Below are 13,250 nucleotides of genomic sequence, written 5' to 3' on the forward strand. Positions count from 1 at the left end.
TCCGCCGGCAGCCGGCGGTTCTCTCGAAAAGGCAGTATTCATGAGTGGCGTCAACGAGATCCGGTCGGCATTTCTCGACTATTTTCGCAAGGAAGGTCACGAGGTCGTCGCGTCAAGCCCGCTGGTGCCGCGCAACGACCCGACGCTGATGTTCACCAATGCCGGCATGGTGCAGTTCAAGAACGTTTTCACCGGTCTGGAGAAGCGGCCGTATTCGCGCGCCACGACCGCCCAGAAGAGTGTTCGCGCCGGCGGCAAGCACAACGACCTCGACAATGTCGGCTACACTGCGCGCCACCTGACCTTCTTCGAGATGCTCGGCAATTTCTCCTTCGGCGACTATTTCAAGGAGCGGGCCATAGAGCTTGCCTGGAACCTGATCACCAGGGAGTTCGGGCTGAAGAAGGACAAGCTGCTGGTCACCGTCTACCACACCGACGACGAGGCGGCTTCGTACTGGAAGAAGATCGCCGGCCTTTCGGACGATCGCATCATCCGCATCGCGACTTCGGACAATTTCTGGGCGATGGGTGACACCGGGCCTTGCGGGCCGTGTTCGGAGATATTCATCGACCGTGGCGAGCATATCTGGGGCGGCCCTCCCGGCAGCCCCGAGGAGGATGGCGACCGTTTCCTCGAATTCTGGAACCTGGTGTTCATGCAGTATGAACAGGTGACGAAGGACGAGCGCGTCGACCTGCCGCGTCCGTCGATCGACACAGGCATGGGTCTCGAGCGCATGGCATCTATCCTGCAAGGGGTTGAAAGCGTCTTCGAAACCGACCTGTTCCGCCACCTGATCGACGCTGCGTCTTCGGCGCTTGGCAAAGGTCCGGATGCGGGCACCGCCGCATCGTTCCGCGTCATCGCCGACCATTTGCGTTCGTCCTGCTTCCTGGTCGCCGACGGCGTGCTGCCGTCCAACGAAGGCCGCGGCTACGTGCTTCGTCGCATCATGCGCCGCGCCATGCGCCACGCGCAGTTGCTCGGCGCCCACGATCCGCTGATGTGGCGCCTGGTGCCGGCGCTGGTCCGCGAGATGGGCCAAGCCTACCCGGAACTGGTGCGCGGCGAACAGATGATCACCGAAACGCTGAAGCTTGAGGAAACTCGTTTCCGCAAGACGCTGGTGCGCGGCTTGGGCTTGCTTTCCGAGGCGACGGAAACGCTGGCCTCCGGCGACATGCTGGATGGCGAGACAGCGTTCAAGCTCTACGACACCTATGGCTTTCCGCTCGATCTGACGCAGGATGCGCTGCGCCAGCGCAACATCTCGGTCAACCTTGCCGGCTTCACCGAGGCGATGGAGCGGCAGAAGGCGGAGGCGCGCAAAAGCTGGGCTGGTTCCGGTGAGGCCGCAACCGAGACGATATGGTTCGCGGTGCGTGAGGAGACCGGCGCCACCGAATTCCTGGGTTATGAGACCGAGCAGGCCGAAGGCCTCGTCCAGGCGCTGGTCAGGGACGGCAAAACCGTCGACAGCGCCGGCAAGGGTGACGCCGTTGCCGTGGTTGTCAACCAGACGCCGTTCTATGGCGAGTCCGGTGGCCAGATGGGCGACACCGGCGTCATTTCGGGCGACGGGTTCTCGATCGAAATATCCGATACCCAGAAGAAGGCCGATGGGCTTTTCGTCCATCTCGGCAAGGTGGCTACCGGCACGGTCAAGACGGGCGCGACCGTCGAGCTGAAGGTGGACCACGCGCGGCGCACCAGGCTGCGCGCGAACCATTCCGCCACGCATCTGATCCATGAGGCGCTGCGCGAGGTGCTGGGTACCCATGTGGCGCAGAAGGGCTCGCTGGTCGCGCCCGAGCGTCTGCGCTTCGACATCTCCCACAACAAGCCGATCTCGCCTGACGAGCTCGAAGAGGTCGAGCGCATGGCAAACGAGATCGTCGTTCAGAACGGCCCTGTAACCACGCGGCTGATGTCTGTCGACGACGCCATTGCCGAAGGCGCCATGGCGCTGTTTGGCGAGAAATATGGCGATGAAGTGCGCGTCGTTTCGATGGGCACGGGCTTGCATGGCGCCAAGGCCAACCGGCCTTATTCGGTCGAGCTATGCGGCGGCACGCATGTCAGGGCGACCGGCGATATCGGCTTGGTGCGCATCCTGTCCGACAGCGCGGTCGCTGCCGGCGTTCGCCGCATCGAGGCGTTGACCGGCGAGGCGGCCAGAAAGCATCTCGACGAACAGGACAAGCGGCTGAAGGCGGCCGCCGCCGCGCTGAAGATTTCGCCGGCCGATGTGCCGGCCCGCGTCGAGGCGCTGCTCGACGAACGCAAGAAGCTCGAAAAGGAGCTGACAGAGGCGCGCAAGAAGCTGGCGCTGGGCGATCGCTCGCCAGCCGGTGTGCCGGCGGAAAACGAAACCATTGCCGGTGTCGGTTTTCTCGGCAAGGCGGTATCGGGCGTCTCGCCAAAGGATCTTAAGCCGTTGGCCGATGCCGGCAAGAAGTCGCTCGGCTCCGGCATCGTCGTCTTTGTCGGCGCCGGCGAGGACAACAAGGCAAGCGTCGTCGTCGCCGTCACCGATGATCTGACCGGCCGCTTCAGCGCCATCGATCTGGTGCGCGTCGCGTCCGCGGCATTGGGCGGGCAGGGCGGCGGCGGGCGACCCGATATGGCTCAGGCCGGCGGCCCGGACGCCTCGAAGGCCGAAGACGCGATCGCTGCGGTGAAGGCGGCTCTCGAAGCGGCGTGAACCTGCACCGGGGGCGGCACGGCCGAAATGGCGCGTCGCCCAGCGGATATCTTTGAGGGCCGATATGCCGACGCTGACGATGTATCAGGTCGATGCCTTTGCCGAACGGGCCTTCCAGGGTAACCCTGCCGCCGTTCTCCTTTTAGAGGAATGGCTGTCGGAGCAGGTAATGCAGGCCATCGCCAACGAAAACAATCTTGCTGAAACCGCGTTTGTGCGGCCGAATGGCAAAGGTTGGGATTTGCGCTGGTTCACGCCGGTCCACGAAGTCGACTTCTGCGGCCACGCCACTCTTGCGGCCGCCCATGTGCTGGCTACGGAATACAATGGTCAGGGCGAAATGGCCTTCGCCACCCGGGTCGGCGAGCTGCGGGTTTCCCGGTGGGAAGGGGGCTATCAGCTCGATCTGCCTTGTTTTCCGCCGCAGCCCGTCGAGGAAGAGCTGAACTCGGCGCTGCAAGCGATATTGCCTCAGCGGCCGGTTGCGAGCTTCCGCAATTTCGAGAACCTGTTTGTCGAGCTTGCCGACGAGACAACCGTGCGATCTTTCGTTCCCGATCTGCTCAGGATCGGACGTTTTCATCCTCTCGGCCTGGTTATTACCGCGCCTGGGCGAGCCCACGATTTCGTCTCCCGTTACTTCGTGCCTGGGGCGGGCATTCCCGAGGATCCGGTAACCGGCTCCATTCATGCGACGCTGGTGCCTTACTGGTCTGAAAAACTCGGCAAGACGCATCTGTCGGCATTCCAATGCTCGCAGCGCGGCGGGCATTTGCTATGCGAACTGGCCGGAGATCGCGTGCTGATCACAGGCCGTGCGAAGACCTTCATGAAGGCGGAGATCTACCTTCCCGATTGAGCGGCTTGCCAATTCGGTGGCTGCTTCGCCTGAGCCAGGTGTCCAGATCACGGTATGGCGTTAGGGCCGGGCGGCGGCCCGATGGCGCAGGGCAGTGGCCCCAAAGAGGCGGCGCTAGAACGGCATAGCGCTCATCAGAGATGCCTTGATGCCTTCAGGGCACGCGTCATTCGCGTCGAGTCCCCCCAGGTCGACAGCCAAATCAGGCAGTCGGTGGTAACGGAGATCGCTGCGCGCAGGCGGTTCAGCAACGGTCCAGGCGAGGTCAGCTGCTCTTCGGCGTGACGGAGATGGGCAAGCTCTTCTTCGCGGATGGACAGGATGATGCCGTGCAACTCGTGATCGCGTCCGGTGAGAAAGAACAGCTGATCATCGAGATGGCGGTGCACCGCCGCTTCGACAGCTGCGGTGCAGGCCCAGACGCCTTGCGGGCCGAGCAGGGCAGTGAGGAAACCCAGCAGCCAGCCGCCCCAGCTCCAGAATTGCATCACGCGACACGGTCGGGAATTTCGCAGTGGCATGGCTGCATGGAAACACGCGCAATGGGTGCGCTCGTGCCCAAGCATCTCCGACAAAGACGGCACGCAGTCCGGCCAGAAACGCTTCGCGACAAGAATCTGTGCCGAATAGATTCTGATCGCGCCGTACTCGCCGGCGTGGTTGACTCTGACTATTCTGGCCACCGTCAGTGCGTCCTGGTGAGAGAGCTTGGCCATGAATGCGCTCGAGAGTTAAGTCAGCCTGCCGGCAACGCTCGCACGCGCCGCAATGCGGGTCCACCAATTCTGGATCTCGGCAAACTCGGCCAGCAGGGCTTGTCCCTCGGCGACCTTGACGAAATAGCCGATGATCGGTGCGGCGTGCAGGTCGGCCAGCGTCAGGTCCGTTCCCAACAGCCAAGGCCCTTCAGCTTTCAGCGAGGAGAGCGCCTGCAATGCCGTTCTTGCCTGCCGCAACCCGTTGGCGATCACGGCTTCGTCGGGCGGCGTTGTTTCCAGCCGCTCGACCGCGACATCCCAGACCATGGTCCTGTAGGCATAGGCGTCGAGCAGGCCGGTGATCTGGTTCATGCGTGCTCGAGGCCGGGCTTCGACCGGTTGCAGCGCCGGGCCGCCAAAGGCTTCGTCGACATAACGGGCAATCGCGCCGGTCTCGTAGAGGCGAAAGCCGTCATGTTCGAAGGCCGGGATGCGGCCGAACGGCTGGTGCTCGAAATACCAGCCGGGAATGCCGTCCGCGGCAAAGATGTCGACGGGCACGAGCTCGTAGCCGACGCCCTTTTCCTCCAGCACCAGCCGCACGATGCGCACATAGACGCTGTAATCCGCGCCGTAGACGACGGGCTTGCCCATGCCGGTTGGGCTCAGGCCATCGCTTTCTGCAAATTCTCGTCGATCTTATCGAGGAAGCCAGTGGTCGAAAGCCATGGCTGGTCGGGGCCGATCAGCAGCGACAGGTCCTTGGTCATGAAGCCGGACTCGACCGTCTGGATGCAGACCCTTTCCAGCGTCTCGGCAAAGCGCCTCAGTTCGGCATTGTCGTCGAGCTTGGCGCGGTGCGCGAGGCCGCGCGTCCAGGCAAAGATCGAGGCGATCGAATTGGTCGAGGTCTCCTCGCCCTTCTGGTGCTGGCGATAGTGGCGGGTGACGGTGCCGTGCGCGGCTTCCGCCTCGACGGTCTTGCCGTCCGGCGTCATCAGCACCGAGGTCATCAGGCCGAGCGAGCCGAAGCCTTGCGCCACCGTGTCGGACTGCACGTCGCCGTCATAATTCTTGCAGGCCCAGACATAGCCACCCGACCATTTCAGGCTCGAGGCCACCATGTCGTCGATCAGCCGGTGCTCGTACCAGAGCTTCTTAGCTTTGAATTCTGTTTCGAACTCCGCCTCGTAGACCTCCTGGAAGATGTCCTTGAAGCGGCCGTCATAGGCTTTGAGGATGGTGTTCTTGGTCGAGAGGTAGACGGGGTAATTACGCAGCAGGCCGTAGTTCAGGGAGGCGCGGGCGAATTCGCGGATCGATTCGTCGAGATTGTACATGGCCATGGCGACGCCGGCGCCGGGTGCGTCGAAGACGTCGTGCTCGATCACCTGGCCGTCCTCGCCGACGAATTTGATCGTCAGCTTGCCCTTGCCGGGGAAGCGGAAGTCGGTGGCGCGGTACTGGTCGCCGAAGGCGTGGCGGCCGACGATGATCGGCTTGGTCCAGCCGGGCACCAGCCGCGGCACGTTCTTCATGATGATCGGCTCGCGAAAGATGGTGCCGCCGAGGATGTTGCGGATGGTGCCGTTCGGCGACTTCCACATCTTCTTCAGCTTGAATTCCTCGACGCGCTGCTCGTCGGGCGTGATCGTCGCGCATTTCACGCCGACGCCGTATTTCTTGATGGCATTGGCCGAATCGATGGTCACCTGGTCGTTGGTGGCGTCGCGGTGCTCGATGCCGAGGTCGTAATATTCGAGCTTGAGGTCGAGATAAGGGTGGATCAGCTTGTCCTTGATGAACTGCCAGATGATGCGGGTCATCTCGTCGCCGTCGAGTTCGACGACCGGGTTCGCCACCTTGATCTTCGCCATGGAAAGAATGCCTCGCTTTTGGGGAACGGAACGGCCTTGCCCGCACGGCTGCCGGCCCTGGGATGCGGCCCGTATATCAAAGGCTTTTTGGCCGCGCAAACGGCGAACCGCGCCGTAGTGCCGGCATTCCTTGCGAAAGCTTCATTTTCGCCGCCAAATGTGGCAGGGGACTGCGAAATGCCGCAAACAGCAGTTCACTGACAACCATGGCCGCTACCCAGGATCCCGCCACCCCTCTTGCCTCCGGAACTCCAGCGTCCGGTCCGGCGATCATCCTGGTCGAGCCGCAGCTCGGCGAGAATATCGGCATGGTTGCGCGCGCCATGGCCAATTTCGGCCTTTCCGAGCTGCGGCTCGTCAATCCGCGCGACGGCTGGCCGAGCGAGAAGGCGCGTGCCGCCGCAAGCCGCGCCGACCACGTCATCGATGCCGTCAAGGTGTTCGATGACCTCGCTTCGGCGGTTGCCGATTTGAACTTCGTCTTCGCCACCACGGCGCGCGCGCGCGACAATTTCAAGCCGGTGCGCGGTCCGGTCGAGGCGGGCAGGGCAATGCGCGCGCGGCAGCGGGCCGGCCAGCGCACCGGCATCCTGTTCGGCCGCGAGCGCTTCGGCCTCTATAATGACGAGGTCGGCCTTGCCGACGAGATCGTCACCTTCCCCGTCGATCCAGCCTTCTCCTCGCTCAACATTGCCCAGGCGGCCCTGCTGATGTCCTATGAATGGATGAAGTCCGGCCTGGAAGACGAGACCAGGACCAACTTCTCCGGCCCCGAAATGCCGCCGGCTGCCAAGGAAGAATTGCACGGCCTGTTTGCGTATCTGGAAGGTGCACTGGAGGCGCGCGGCTATTTCCGCCCGGCAGCGAAGAAGCCGAAGATGGTCGACAATTTGCGCGCTGTGCTGACCCGCCCCGGCTTTGCCGAGGCGGAGCTCAAGGTGCTGCGCGGCATAATATCATCGCTGGACAGGTTCTCGCCGGCCATGCCGCGCGGCGACGGATCGCCCGGCGACGATCCAAGGCGGCTCCCGGCGGCGGCCCGGCGCGCTGGTAAGGCGACAGACAAAGACTAGGTGTTTGTTCCCAACGGGAGCGCATAAAAAGCAATTGCCATTGACTGCCAAGGCGGGTGTGCTTCTTCTGCTGGCGACGCCCTTAATCAGTGAGAGAGATCGTGCCCAGAGCTATCTTGCCCGCGTTTGTCTTATTCTGTCTGTTATCTGAAATGTCTGCGGCGTCGGAATTTGAAAAGCCATCGAGCACACTTCCCGCACAGCAAGCCATTGAAAGATTGTTACCCAATTCCGTGCTCCGCGTCGGAATGCCTAGACAAGAACTGGAGGAAGTTATCAGGTCACGCTATCCCGATTGGGAGCGTTCGGAAAAGAAACGAGCGCTCAACAACCGCAAGGACATGTCACTTTCACTGGAGGCTCGCTCTGCATATTTGCAGACCATCTCAATATCTCACGAAGAGAAAGAGCAGAACCTGATATTCAGATATAGGTTTGCGTTGACGTCGCCGCTAACCGGCAGCCACGTCTACTCGATAGTATACGGAGTCGAGTCAAATACCTCGAACCTGATTTCAATAGACGACTGGGCCAACGGTTTGCATTCAAGATGGGGCGATGAGCATGGTGGCACGCGATCTGATGCGAAGGCACGTGCGACGTATTTCTTCGACACGGAATGGCGCTTAGTTGAGAATGCTGGGAACAAGTGCGCCCCGATATATCCGGCACTCTATCGCCTAGATGAAAAAACCGTCGGTGCGATAGCTGCGGTATCAAGCCTTCTGGACGCAACGGGATGCACATTCAGTCGAGACAGCATTTTAGAGATCAAAGAAGGCGCAGTCGTTCAATCGACCTTCTACACCGTCGATTTTAGGCTTCAGGTGAACGACGTTTTGAAGCGGGTAGCATTTGGGCTTCAGTGAACAAAGCCGACTTTGTCAACGGCCCTAAGCTTCGAATCCCGCCACCTCACCAGTAACCGAATGTTATTCGATATGATCCATTGTCCGGCGAACGATGGGTCCTCGGATGTTCAATTCAAATATCGGGCGTCTTCGCTTTTTCTTCTATTCTGCGGCCTTGCTGGTTGCGGAAATCGTGACCTTTGTGCTGTGCGTCGTGCTGACCATCGGCATCGAGGGTTTGGCCAATTCGAAGCCCGGACCTTCCAGGGAAGGGCTGGCCGCGGCTGTTCTCGTTACCTCGCTGGTGATTGTTCTGTTCCGCGCGAATTTCGCCTGGCGTCGAAGCCGCGACGCGCAAGGGTCGGGTTGGATCCTTTGGTCGTATATCGTGTTCTCGACGCTGTTCGCGATCCTGCAGGCCGGCACTGTTCTTGTCGTAAAATTCGACGGCGAAGATTCGCATTCCGGCCTTAACCTGCTGGGATTGGCTCTTGTCGGGCTGTGGGCCGTCATCTTGGCGGGCAAGCCGGCGGGCGGTGGCTCTGCGGATATGGCGTCATCCCTGAGTTTCGACGATTTCGACCCGCCCGGGCCGCTGCGCGGCGCCGCCGCGCTCCATTCAGCGTCAGCCGCCGGCGCGACGGCCCTGGCTCCAGCCTACGCCACGCGGGCCGCGCCGGTGCCGTCGAACCACGCTGCATCTCAACCTGCATCTCCGGCGAACGGCCGGCCGCGGCCCGGCGGCTTCGGCAAGCGCGGCCTTGTGTGACCGGCTCGCCGCATCAAGGCCATGATGGTTCCACATAGAAGCGGCCGGGATAAAGCATCATTGGCCGAAGCAGAAAGCATCGGCCGGGCCTCCCTCGTGATCTCGTTTGTGATTCCCAGCCCTTAGTGACTCAATGACAATGACCGATCCATCGAGCGCCCGTCCGATCCTGATGTTCGATTCCGGCATTGGCGGCCTCACCGTGCTGCGTGAGGCGCGTGTCTTGATGCCTGATCGCCGCTTCATCTATGTCGCCGACGACGCGGCGTTCCCCTTCGGCGGCTGGGAGGAGCCGGCGCTGAGAACACATATCCTGGAGTTGTTCGCCAGGCTGCTCGACCGGTTTTCGCCGGCTATCTCGGTCATCGCCTGCAACACCGCCTCGACACTGGTCATCGATGCCTTGCGCGAGAGGTTTCCCGGCCACCCTTTCGTCGGCACCGTGCCGGCCATCAAGCCGGCGGCGGAACGCACGCGCTCAGGCCTGGTTTCGGTGCTGGCTACGCCCGGCACCGTCAAGCGCCAGTACACGCGCGACCTGATCAGCAAATGGGCGCAGAAATGCCATGTCCGCCTGGTCGGCAGCGACAGGCTGGCGGGATTGGCCGAAGCCTATATGCGCGATGGCTTTGTCGACGAGGACGCCGTGCGCGCCGAGATCGCGCCGTGCTTCGTCGAGCATGACGGGCTGCGCACCGACATCGTCGTGCTTGCCTGCACCCATTATCCGTTTTTGGCCAACCGCATGCGCAAGACAGCACCGTGGCCGGTCGACTGGCTCGACCCGGCCGAGGCGATCGCACGCCGGGCGCTGTCGCTGCTTGCCGATACCGAGGCCCGCTATCGCAGAGAGGCACTGCCGGAAGGCGCCGACCTTGCATTCTTCACCTCGAACAGCGCCGATTTTCCGACGCGCCGGCTGATGCAGGGATTTGGCCTGGCGATATCCTGATCGCAGGCAATTTTCGCTTTGGGAACATCACACCGGACAATGCGTTTTCCTCTCATTGGAAACGGGAGAAACCATCATGCCAGCCACCTCAAAAGCCCAGCAGAAAGCGGCCGGCGCGGCATTGTCAGCCAAGCGCGGCGAGACCAAGAAGGGCGCGCTCAAAGGCGCGTCGAAGGGAATGTATAAATCCATGAGCGAAAAACAGCTCGAGGAATTCGCCGAGACCAAGCGCAAGGGCCTGCCGGAAAAGAAGTCGAAACACTGATCGACTGGCCATTCTGACGGCGGATGCCGGTCAATAAAAGGCCCGCGGCTGAGCCGCGGGCCATGAAGTCTCAACGGGCGAGGACGAAAATTACCAGTTCCAGCCCCACCCGCAGCGCCGCACTTTGTAGCGGATCACCTTGCGATGACCGTGGCGCCACACCACCTTCTTCTTGACCACGATGCGGCAGACCTGGTGATGCCTGTGCCCATGCCAATGCCGGGCCTGCGCCGGCTCGGGCGCGACCGCCATCGTGCCGGCCATCACCGCGGCTCCTACCAACGTAAGGAAGAACTTCTTCATGCGAATTCCAGCTCCTCTGACTTCAGTCCCTTCCTGATGCCGCTGGCGCAACCTCCCGCCACATCCGGCACGTTCTACAACCGTAACACTATCCGGTTCGGCGATTCGCGCCAGCCGGAAGCTTGACAGCGGTTAAATCTCCGTTTAACCAGCCCACCAACACCGGGCCGCAATGCCCGGTGGTTTTCTTTATGTGTGCAAGACGTTTGGGAAGCCGGTTTTACTTTCCTTATGTCTTGCTTGAAATGACGTGTCCCGTGGGTTTTCCGTCGCGTTGCGTGGAAAACCCTGTCAGGTCTCGAAAACGGAGGCCAGAGGAGGGCGCGTTTCCTTCACCCGGACCATGAGGTTCCGGGTGTGTTGTTTTGAAAGGGAATGCGATGAGCAAGCGCGAATCCGCGAAGTACAAGATCGACCGCCGTCTTGGCGAAAACATCTGGGGCCGCCCGAAGTCCCCGGTCAACAAGCGTGAATACGGCCCCGGCCAGCATGGCCAGCGCCGCAAGGGCAAGCTTTCCGATTTCGGCCTGCAGCTGCGCGCCAAGCAGAAGCTGAAGGGCCACTATGGCGACGTTTCGGAAAAGCAGTTCCGCAAGGTCTATGAAGAGGCGGACCGCCGCAAGGGCGACACCTCGGAGAACCTGATCGGCCTGCTCGAATCGCGCCTCGACGCGGTCGTCTACCGCGCCAAGTTCGTGCCGACCATCTTTGCGGCGCGCCAGTTCGTCAATCACGGCCACGTCAACGTCAACGGCAAGCGCGTCAACATCGGCTCGTACCGCTGCAAGCCAGGCGACGTCATCGAAGTGCGCGAGAAGTCGAAGCAGCTGGTCATCGTGCTGGAATCGGTGGGGCTGGCCGAGCGCGACGTGCCCGATTACATCGAGGCCGATCACAATAAGATGACCGCGGCATTCACGCGCATCCCCGGCCTGGCGGACGTTCCGTTTGCCGTGCAGATGGAACCGAACCTGGTCGTCGAATTCTATTCGCGCTGATCGGCGCGTTCGTCGCGATACAATCGAAGGCCGCCCGTCGAGGCGGCCTTTTCTTTTTTCGTTTCCTTTTCCGCGGCGTGATTCCGAAATCGATTTCGGTTTTCGGTCCGATGCGCTACTGCGGGCGGCAACAGGATCTTGGGGCCGACGCGCCATGAATATGCTGCCAGACGCCGAAACACTCGAACCGGTCGCCGATACCGAAGGCGGCTTTCATCCGCTGTTTGCCGATGTGCCGTCCTCCGTCGAGTTCAATAAGCTGCGCAAGCGGCTGTTGCGGCTTGCCCGCCAGGCGATCGACGATTTCGCCATGGTGAGGCCCGGCGACCGTTGGCTGGTCGCTCTGTCGGGCGGCAAGGATTCCTACGGCCTGCTCGCCGTGCTGCTTGATCTCAAATGGCGCGGGCTGCTGCCGGTCGAGCTGTTGGCCTGCAATCTCGACCAGGGCCAGCCGAACTTTCCCAAGCACATATTGCCCGATTATCTCGACAGCTATGCCATTCCGCATCGCATCGAATATCAGGACACCTATTCGGTGGTCACCGACAAGCTGGCCGAGGGCAGCACCTATTGCTCGCTGTGCTCGCGGCTGCGGCGCGGCCATCTCTATCGCATTGCCCGCGAGGAGGGCTGCTCGGCGCTGGTGCTCGGTCATCACCGCGAGGACATACTGGAAACCTTTTTCATGAACCTGTTCCATGGCGGACGCCTCGCCGCCATGCCGCCGAAGCTGCTCAACGACGAAGGCGATGTCATGGTGCTGCGGCCGCTCGCCTATTGTGCGGAAGCCGATCTCGAGAAATTCGCCGGCGCCATGAAATTCCCGATCATTCCGTGTGATCTGTGCGGTAGCCAGGAAGGCCTGCAGCGCAACGCCATGAAGGCGATGCTCGACGACATCGAGAAGCGCATGCCCGGCCGCAAGGACACGATGATCCGCGCCATGACCAATGTGCGGCGTTCGCATCTGCTCGACAGGAAACTGTTCGATTTCGCCGCCCTCAACGAAACCCTCACCACCAGGCGTCCCGATGACATTTGACGATAGCGCGATCGACTGGCTTGCCGACCTTCTGTCGGAAGCCGCCGTCGCCGAGATCATGCCGCGCTTTCGCCGGTTGAGCGAGGGCGACGTCCGTCGCAAGACCTCGGCCGCCGATCTCGTCACCGAGGCCGACGTCAATGCCGAACGGCTCATCACCGCCAGGCTGCGCCAGCGTTATCCCCACGCAATGATCGTCGGCGAGGAGGCCTGCTCAGACGACCCGACGCTGCTCGACGGTCTCGGCGATGCCGAACTCGCCTTCGTCATCGACCCGGTCGACGGCACCTTCAACTTCGCCTCCGGCGTGCCGCTTTTCGGCGTCATGCTTGGCGTCGTGATCAAGGGCGAGACGGTCGCCGGCATCATCCACGATCCCGTCGGCAAGGATTGGCTGATCGGCGTTAGTGGCGCCGGCAGCCATATCCGCCATGCCCATGGCAATCTGGAAAAGGTCCATGTCGCCAAACCGGCGCCGATGTCGGAAATGACCGGTGCGGTCTCATGGCACTACGTGCCCGAGCCGGACCGCTCACGTTTGGCGCGCAACCAGACCAAGTCGCTATCGCAGTTCAATTATCGCTGCGCCGCCCACGAATACCGCCTGCTGGCCAGCGGCCACGGCCATTTCGTCGTCTACAACAAGCTGATGCCCTGGGATCACCTGCCTGGCGTGCTGATCCATGCGGAGGCGGGCGGCCATGCCGCGCGCTTCGACGGCAGCGCCTATCTGCCGTCGCATGTCGGAGGTGGCCTGCTGGTCGCGCCGGACCGGGAGAGCTGGCGGGAGCTGCGCCGCGAGCTCTGGGCGGAATAACTCTTCGCTGCCAAAGTTGTCCAATCCTGTGCGAAACCG

General features: G+C 62.0%; 14 protein-coding genes. 10 read left to right on the forward strand and 4 right to left on the reverse strand.

The window, feature by feature from the left end; all coding sequences use genetic code 11:
- Window positions 1–40: 40 nt before the first annotated feature.
- Together alaS and NKH60_RS28280 are read left to right on the forward strand one after the other, a co-directional pair.
- The gene (alaS, locus tag NKH60_RS28275; protein ID WP_352851220.1) at window positions 41–2,707 is read left to right on the forward strand and encodes an alanine--tRNA ligase; all 2,667 of its coding nucleotides are present in this window, start codon (window positions 41–43) and stop codon (window positions 2,705–2,707) included.
- 64 nt (window positions 2,708–2,771) lie between these two features.
- Window positions 2,772–3,566, forward strand: coding sequence for a PhzF family phenazine biosynthesis protein (locus NKH60_RS28280; protein ID WP_352772780.1), 795 nt, complete (start codon window positions 2,772–2,774; stop codon window positions 3,564–3,566).
- 134 nt (window positions 3,567–3,700) lie between these two features.
- On the opposite strand, the gene NKH60_RS28285 is transcribed toward NKH60_RS28280, so the two are convergent.
- The 3 genes from NKH60_RS28285 to NKH60_RS28295 are packed head-to-tail and all read right to left on the reverse strand — an operon-like array spanning window position 3,701 to window position 6,141.
- Window positions 3,701–4,282 carry a demethoxyubiquinone hydroxylase family protein gene (locus tag NKH60_RS28285; protein ID WP_352819650.1) on the reverse strand — a complete coding sequence of 194 codons (582 nt, stop codon included), beginning with the start codon at window positions 4,280–4,282 and terminating at the stop codon, window positions 3,701–3,703.
- 15 nt (window positions 4,283–4,297) lie between these two features.
- Window positions 4,298–4,918 (reverse strand): glutathione S-transferase family protein, encoded by a 621-nt coding sequence (locus NKH60_RS28290; RefSeq protein WP_352614106.1) that lies wholly within the window; start codon window positions 4,916–4,918, stop codon window positions 4,298–4,300.
- Window positions 4,919–4,929: 11 nt separating this feature from the next.
- Window positions 4,930–6,141 carry an NADP-dependent isocitrate dehydrogenase gene (locus NKH60_RS28295; RefSeq protein ID WP_352449387.1) on the reverse strand — a complete coding sequence of 404 codons (1,212 nt, stop codon included), beginning with the start codon at window positions 6,139–6,141 and terminating at the stop codon, window positions 4,930–4,932.
- Window positions 6,142–6,347: 206 nt separating this feature from the next.
- Between NKH60_RS28295 and NKH60_RS28300 the strand changes: the two genes are divergently transcribed.
- From NKH60_RS28300 to NKH60_RS28320, 5 genes are all read left to right on the forward strand, one after another.
- Entirely contained in the window at window positions 6,348–7,214 is an 867-nt protein-coding gene (locus tag NKH60_RS28300; RefSeq protein ID WP_352874203.1) for an RNA methyltransferase, read from the forward strand.
- Between the two features lie 116 nt (window positions 7,215–7,330).
- Entirely contained in the window at window positions 7,331–8,083 is a 753-nt protein-coding gene (locus NKH60_RS28305; protein ID WP_352745694.1) for a hypothetical protein, read from the forward strand.
- Window positions 8,084–8,189: 106 nt separating this feature from the next.
- Window positions 8,190–8,834: a DUF805 domain-containing protein gene (locus NKH60_RS28310; RefSeq protein ID WP_352836321.1), complete on the forward strand. Its 645-nt coding sequence runs from the start codon at window positions 8,190–8,192 to the stop codon at window positions 8,832–8,834.
- 139 nt (window positions 8,835–8,973) lie between these two features.
- Window positions 8,974–9,786, forward strand: coding sequence for a glutamate racemase (gene murI, locus NKH60_RS28315; RefSeq protein WP_352745689.1), 813 nt, complete (start codon window positions 8,974–8,976; stop codon window positions 9,784–9,786).
- A 76-nt stretch (window positions 9,787–9,862) separates the two neighbouring features.
- On the forward strand, window positions 9,863–10,051 hold the full coding sequence (locus NKH60_RS28320) for a DUF3008 family protein (RefSeq protein ID WP_023674705.1): 189 nt from the start codon (window positions 9,863–9,865) through the stop codon (window positions 10,049–10,051).
- 90 nt (window positions 10,052–10,141) lie between these two features.
- On the opposite strand, the gene NKH60_RS28325 is transcribed toward NKH60_RS28320, so the two are convergent.
- Entirely contained in the window at window positions 10,142–10,354 is a 213-nt protein-coding gene (locus NKH60_RS28325) for a hypothetical protein (RefSeq protein ID WP_023674706.1), read from the reverse strand.
- A gap of 380 nt (window positions 10,355–10,734) precedes the next feature.
- Here NKH60_RS28325 and rpsD point away from each other — a divergent pair, with 380 nt between their 5' ends.
- From rpsD to NKH60_RS28340, 3 genes are all read left to right on the forward strand, one after another.
- Window positions 10,735–11,352: a 30S ribosomal protein S4 gene (gene rpsD, locus NKH60_RS28330; protein WP_023717376.1), complete on the forward strand. Its 618-nt coding sequence runs from the start codon at window positions 10,735–10,737 to the stop codon at window positions 11,350–11,352.
- Window positions 11,353–11,506: 154 nt separating this feature from the next.
- Window positions 11,507–12,394, forward strand: a complete 888-nt coding sequence (gene ttcA, locus NKH60_RS28335) for a tRNA 2-thiocytidine(32) synthetase TtcA (protein ID WP_352819658.1) — start codon at window positions 11,507–11,509, stop codon at window positions 12,392–12,394.
- Complete coding sequence (locus NKH60_RS28340; RefSeq protein WP_352772761.1) at window positions 12,384–13,211, forward strand: inositol monophosphatase family protein; 828 nt, start codon at window positions 12,384–12,386, stop codon at window positions 13,209–13,211. The genes ttcA and NKH60_RS28340 overlap by 11 nt, the downstream gene beginning before the upstream one ends.
- The last annotated feature ends 39 nt before the right edge of the window (window positions 13,212–13,250 follow it).

It is taken from the genome of Mesorhizobium sp. M1006, from assembly GCF_040318825.1.
Lineage (GTDB): Bacteria > Pseudomonadota > Alphaproteobacteria > Rhizobiales > Rhizobiaceae > Mesorhizobium.

Excerpts from the sequence above, each read along its gene's own strand:
- alaS (WP_352851220.1), top strand. The coding sequence starts at position 41 with ATGAGTGGCGTCAACGAGATCCGGTCGGCATTTCTCGACTATTTTCGC.
- NKH60_RS28280 (WP_352772780.1), top strand. The coding sequence starts at position 2,772 with ATGCCGACGCTGACGATGTATCAGGTCGATGCCTTTGCCGAACGGGCC.
- NKH60_RS28285 (WP_352819650.1), bottom strand. The coding sequence starts at position 4,282 with ATGGCCAAGCTCTCTCACCAGGACGCACTGACGGTGGCCAGAATAGTC.
- NKH60_RS28290 (WP_352614106.1), bottom strand. The coding sequence starts at position 4,918 with ATGGGCAAGCCCGTCGTCTACGGCGCGGATTACAGCGTCTATGTGCGC.
- NKH60_RS28295 (WP_352449387.1), bottom strand. The coding sequence starts at position 6,141 with ATGGCGAAGATCAAGGTGGCGAACCCGGTCGTCGAACTCGACGGCGAC.
- NKH60_RS28300 (WP_352874203.1), top strand. The coding sequence starts at position 6,348 with ATGGCCGCTACCCAGGATCCCGCCACCCCTCTTGCCTCCGGAACTCCA.
- NKH60_RS28310 (WP_352836321.1), top strand. The coding sequence starts at position 8,190 with ATGTTCAATTCAAATATCGGGCGTCTTCGCTTTTTCTTCTATTCTGCG.
- murI (WP_352745689.1), top strand. The coding sequence starts at position 8,974 with ATGACCGATCCATCGAGCGCCCGTCCGATCCTGATGTTCGATTCCGGC.
- NKH60_RS28320 (WP_023674705.1), top strand. The coding sequence starts at position 9,863 with ATGCCAGCCACCTCAAAAGCCCAGCAGAAAGCGGCCGGCGCGGCATTG.
- NKH60_RS28325 (WP_023674706.1), bottom strand. The coding sequence starts at position 10,354 with ATGAAGAAGTTCTTCCTTACGTTGGTAGGAGCCGCGGTGATGGCCGGC.
- rpsD (WP_023717376.1), top strand. The coding sequence starts at position 10,735 with ATGAGCAAGCGCGAATCCGCGAAGTACAAGATCGACCGCCGTCTTGGC.
- ttcA (WP_352819658.1), top strand. The coding sequence starts at position 11,507 with ATGAATATGCTGCCAGACGCCGAAACACTCGAACCGGTCGCCGATACC.
- NKH60_RS28340 (WP_352772761.1), top strand. The coding sequence starts at position 12,384 with ATGACATTTGACGATAGCGCGATCGACTGGCTTGCCGACCTTCTGTCG.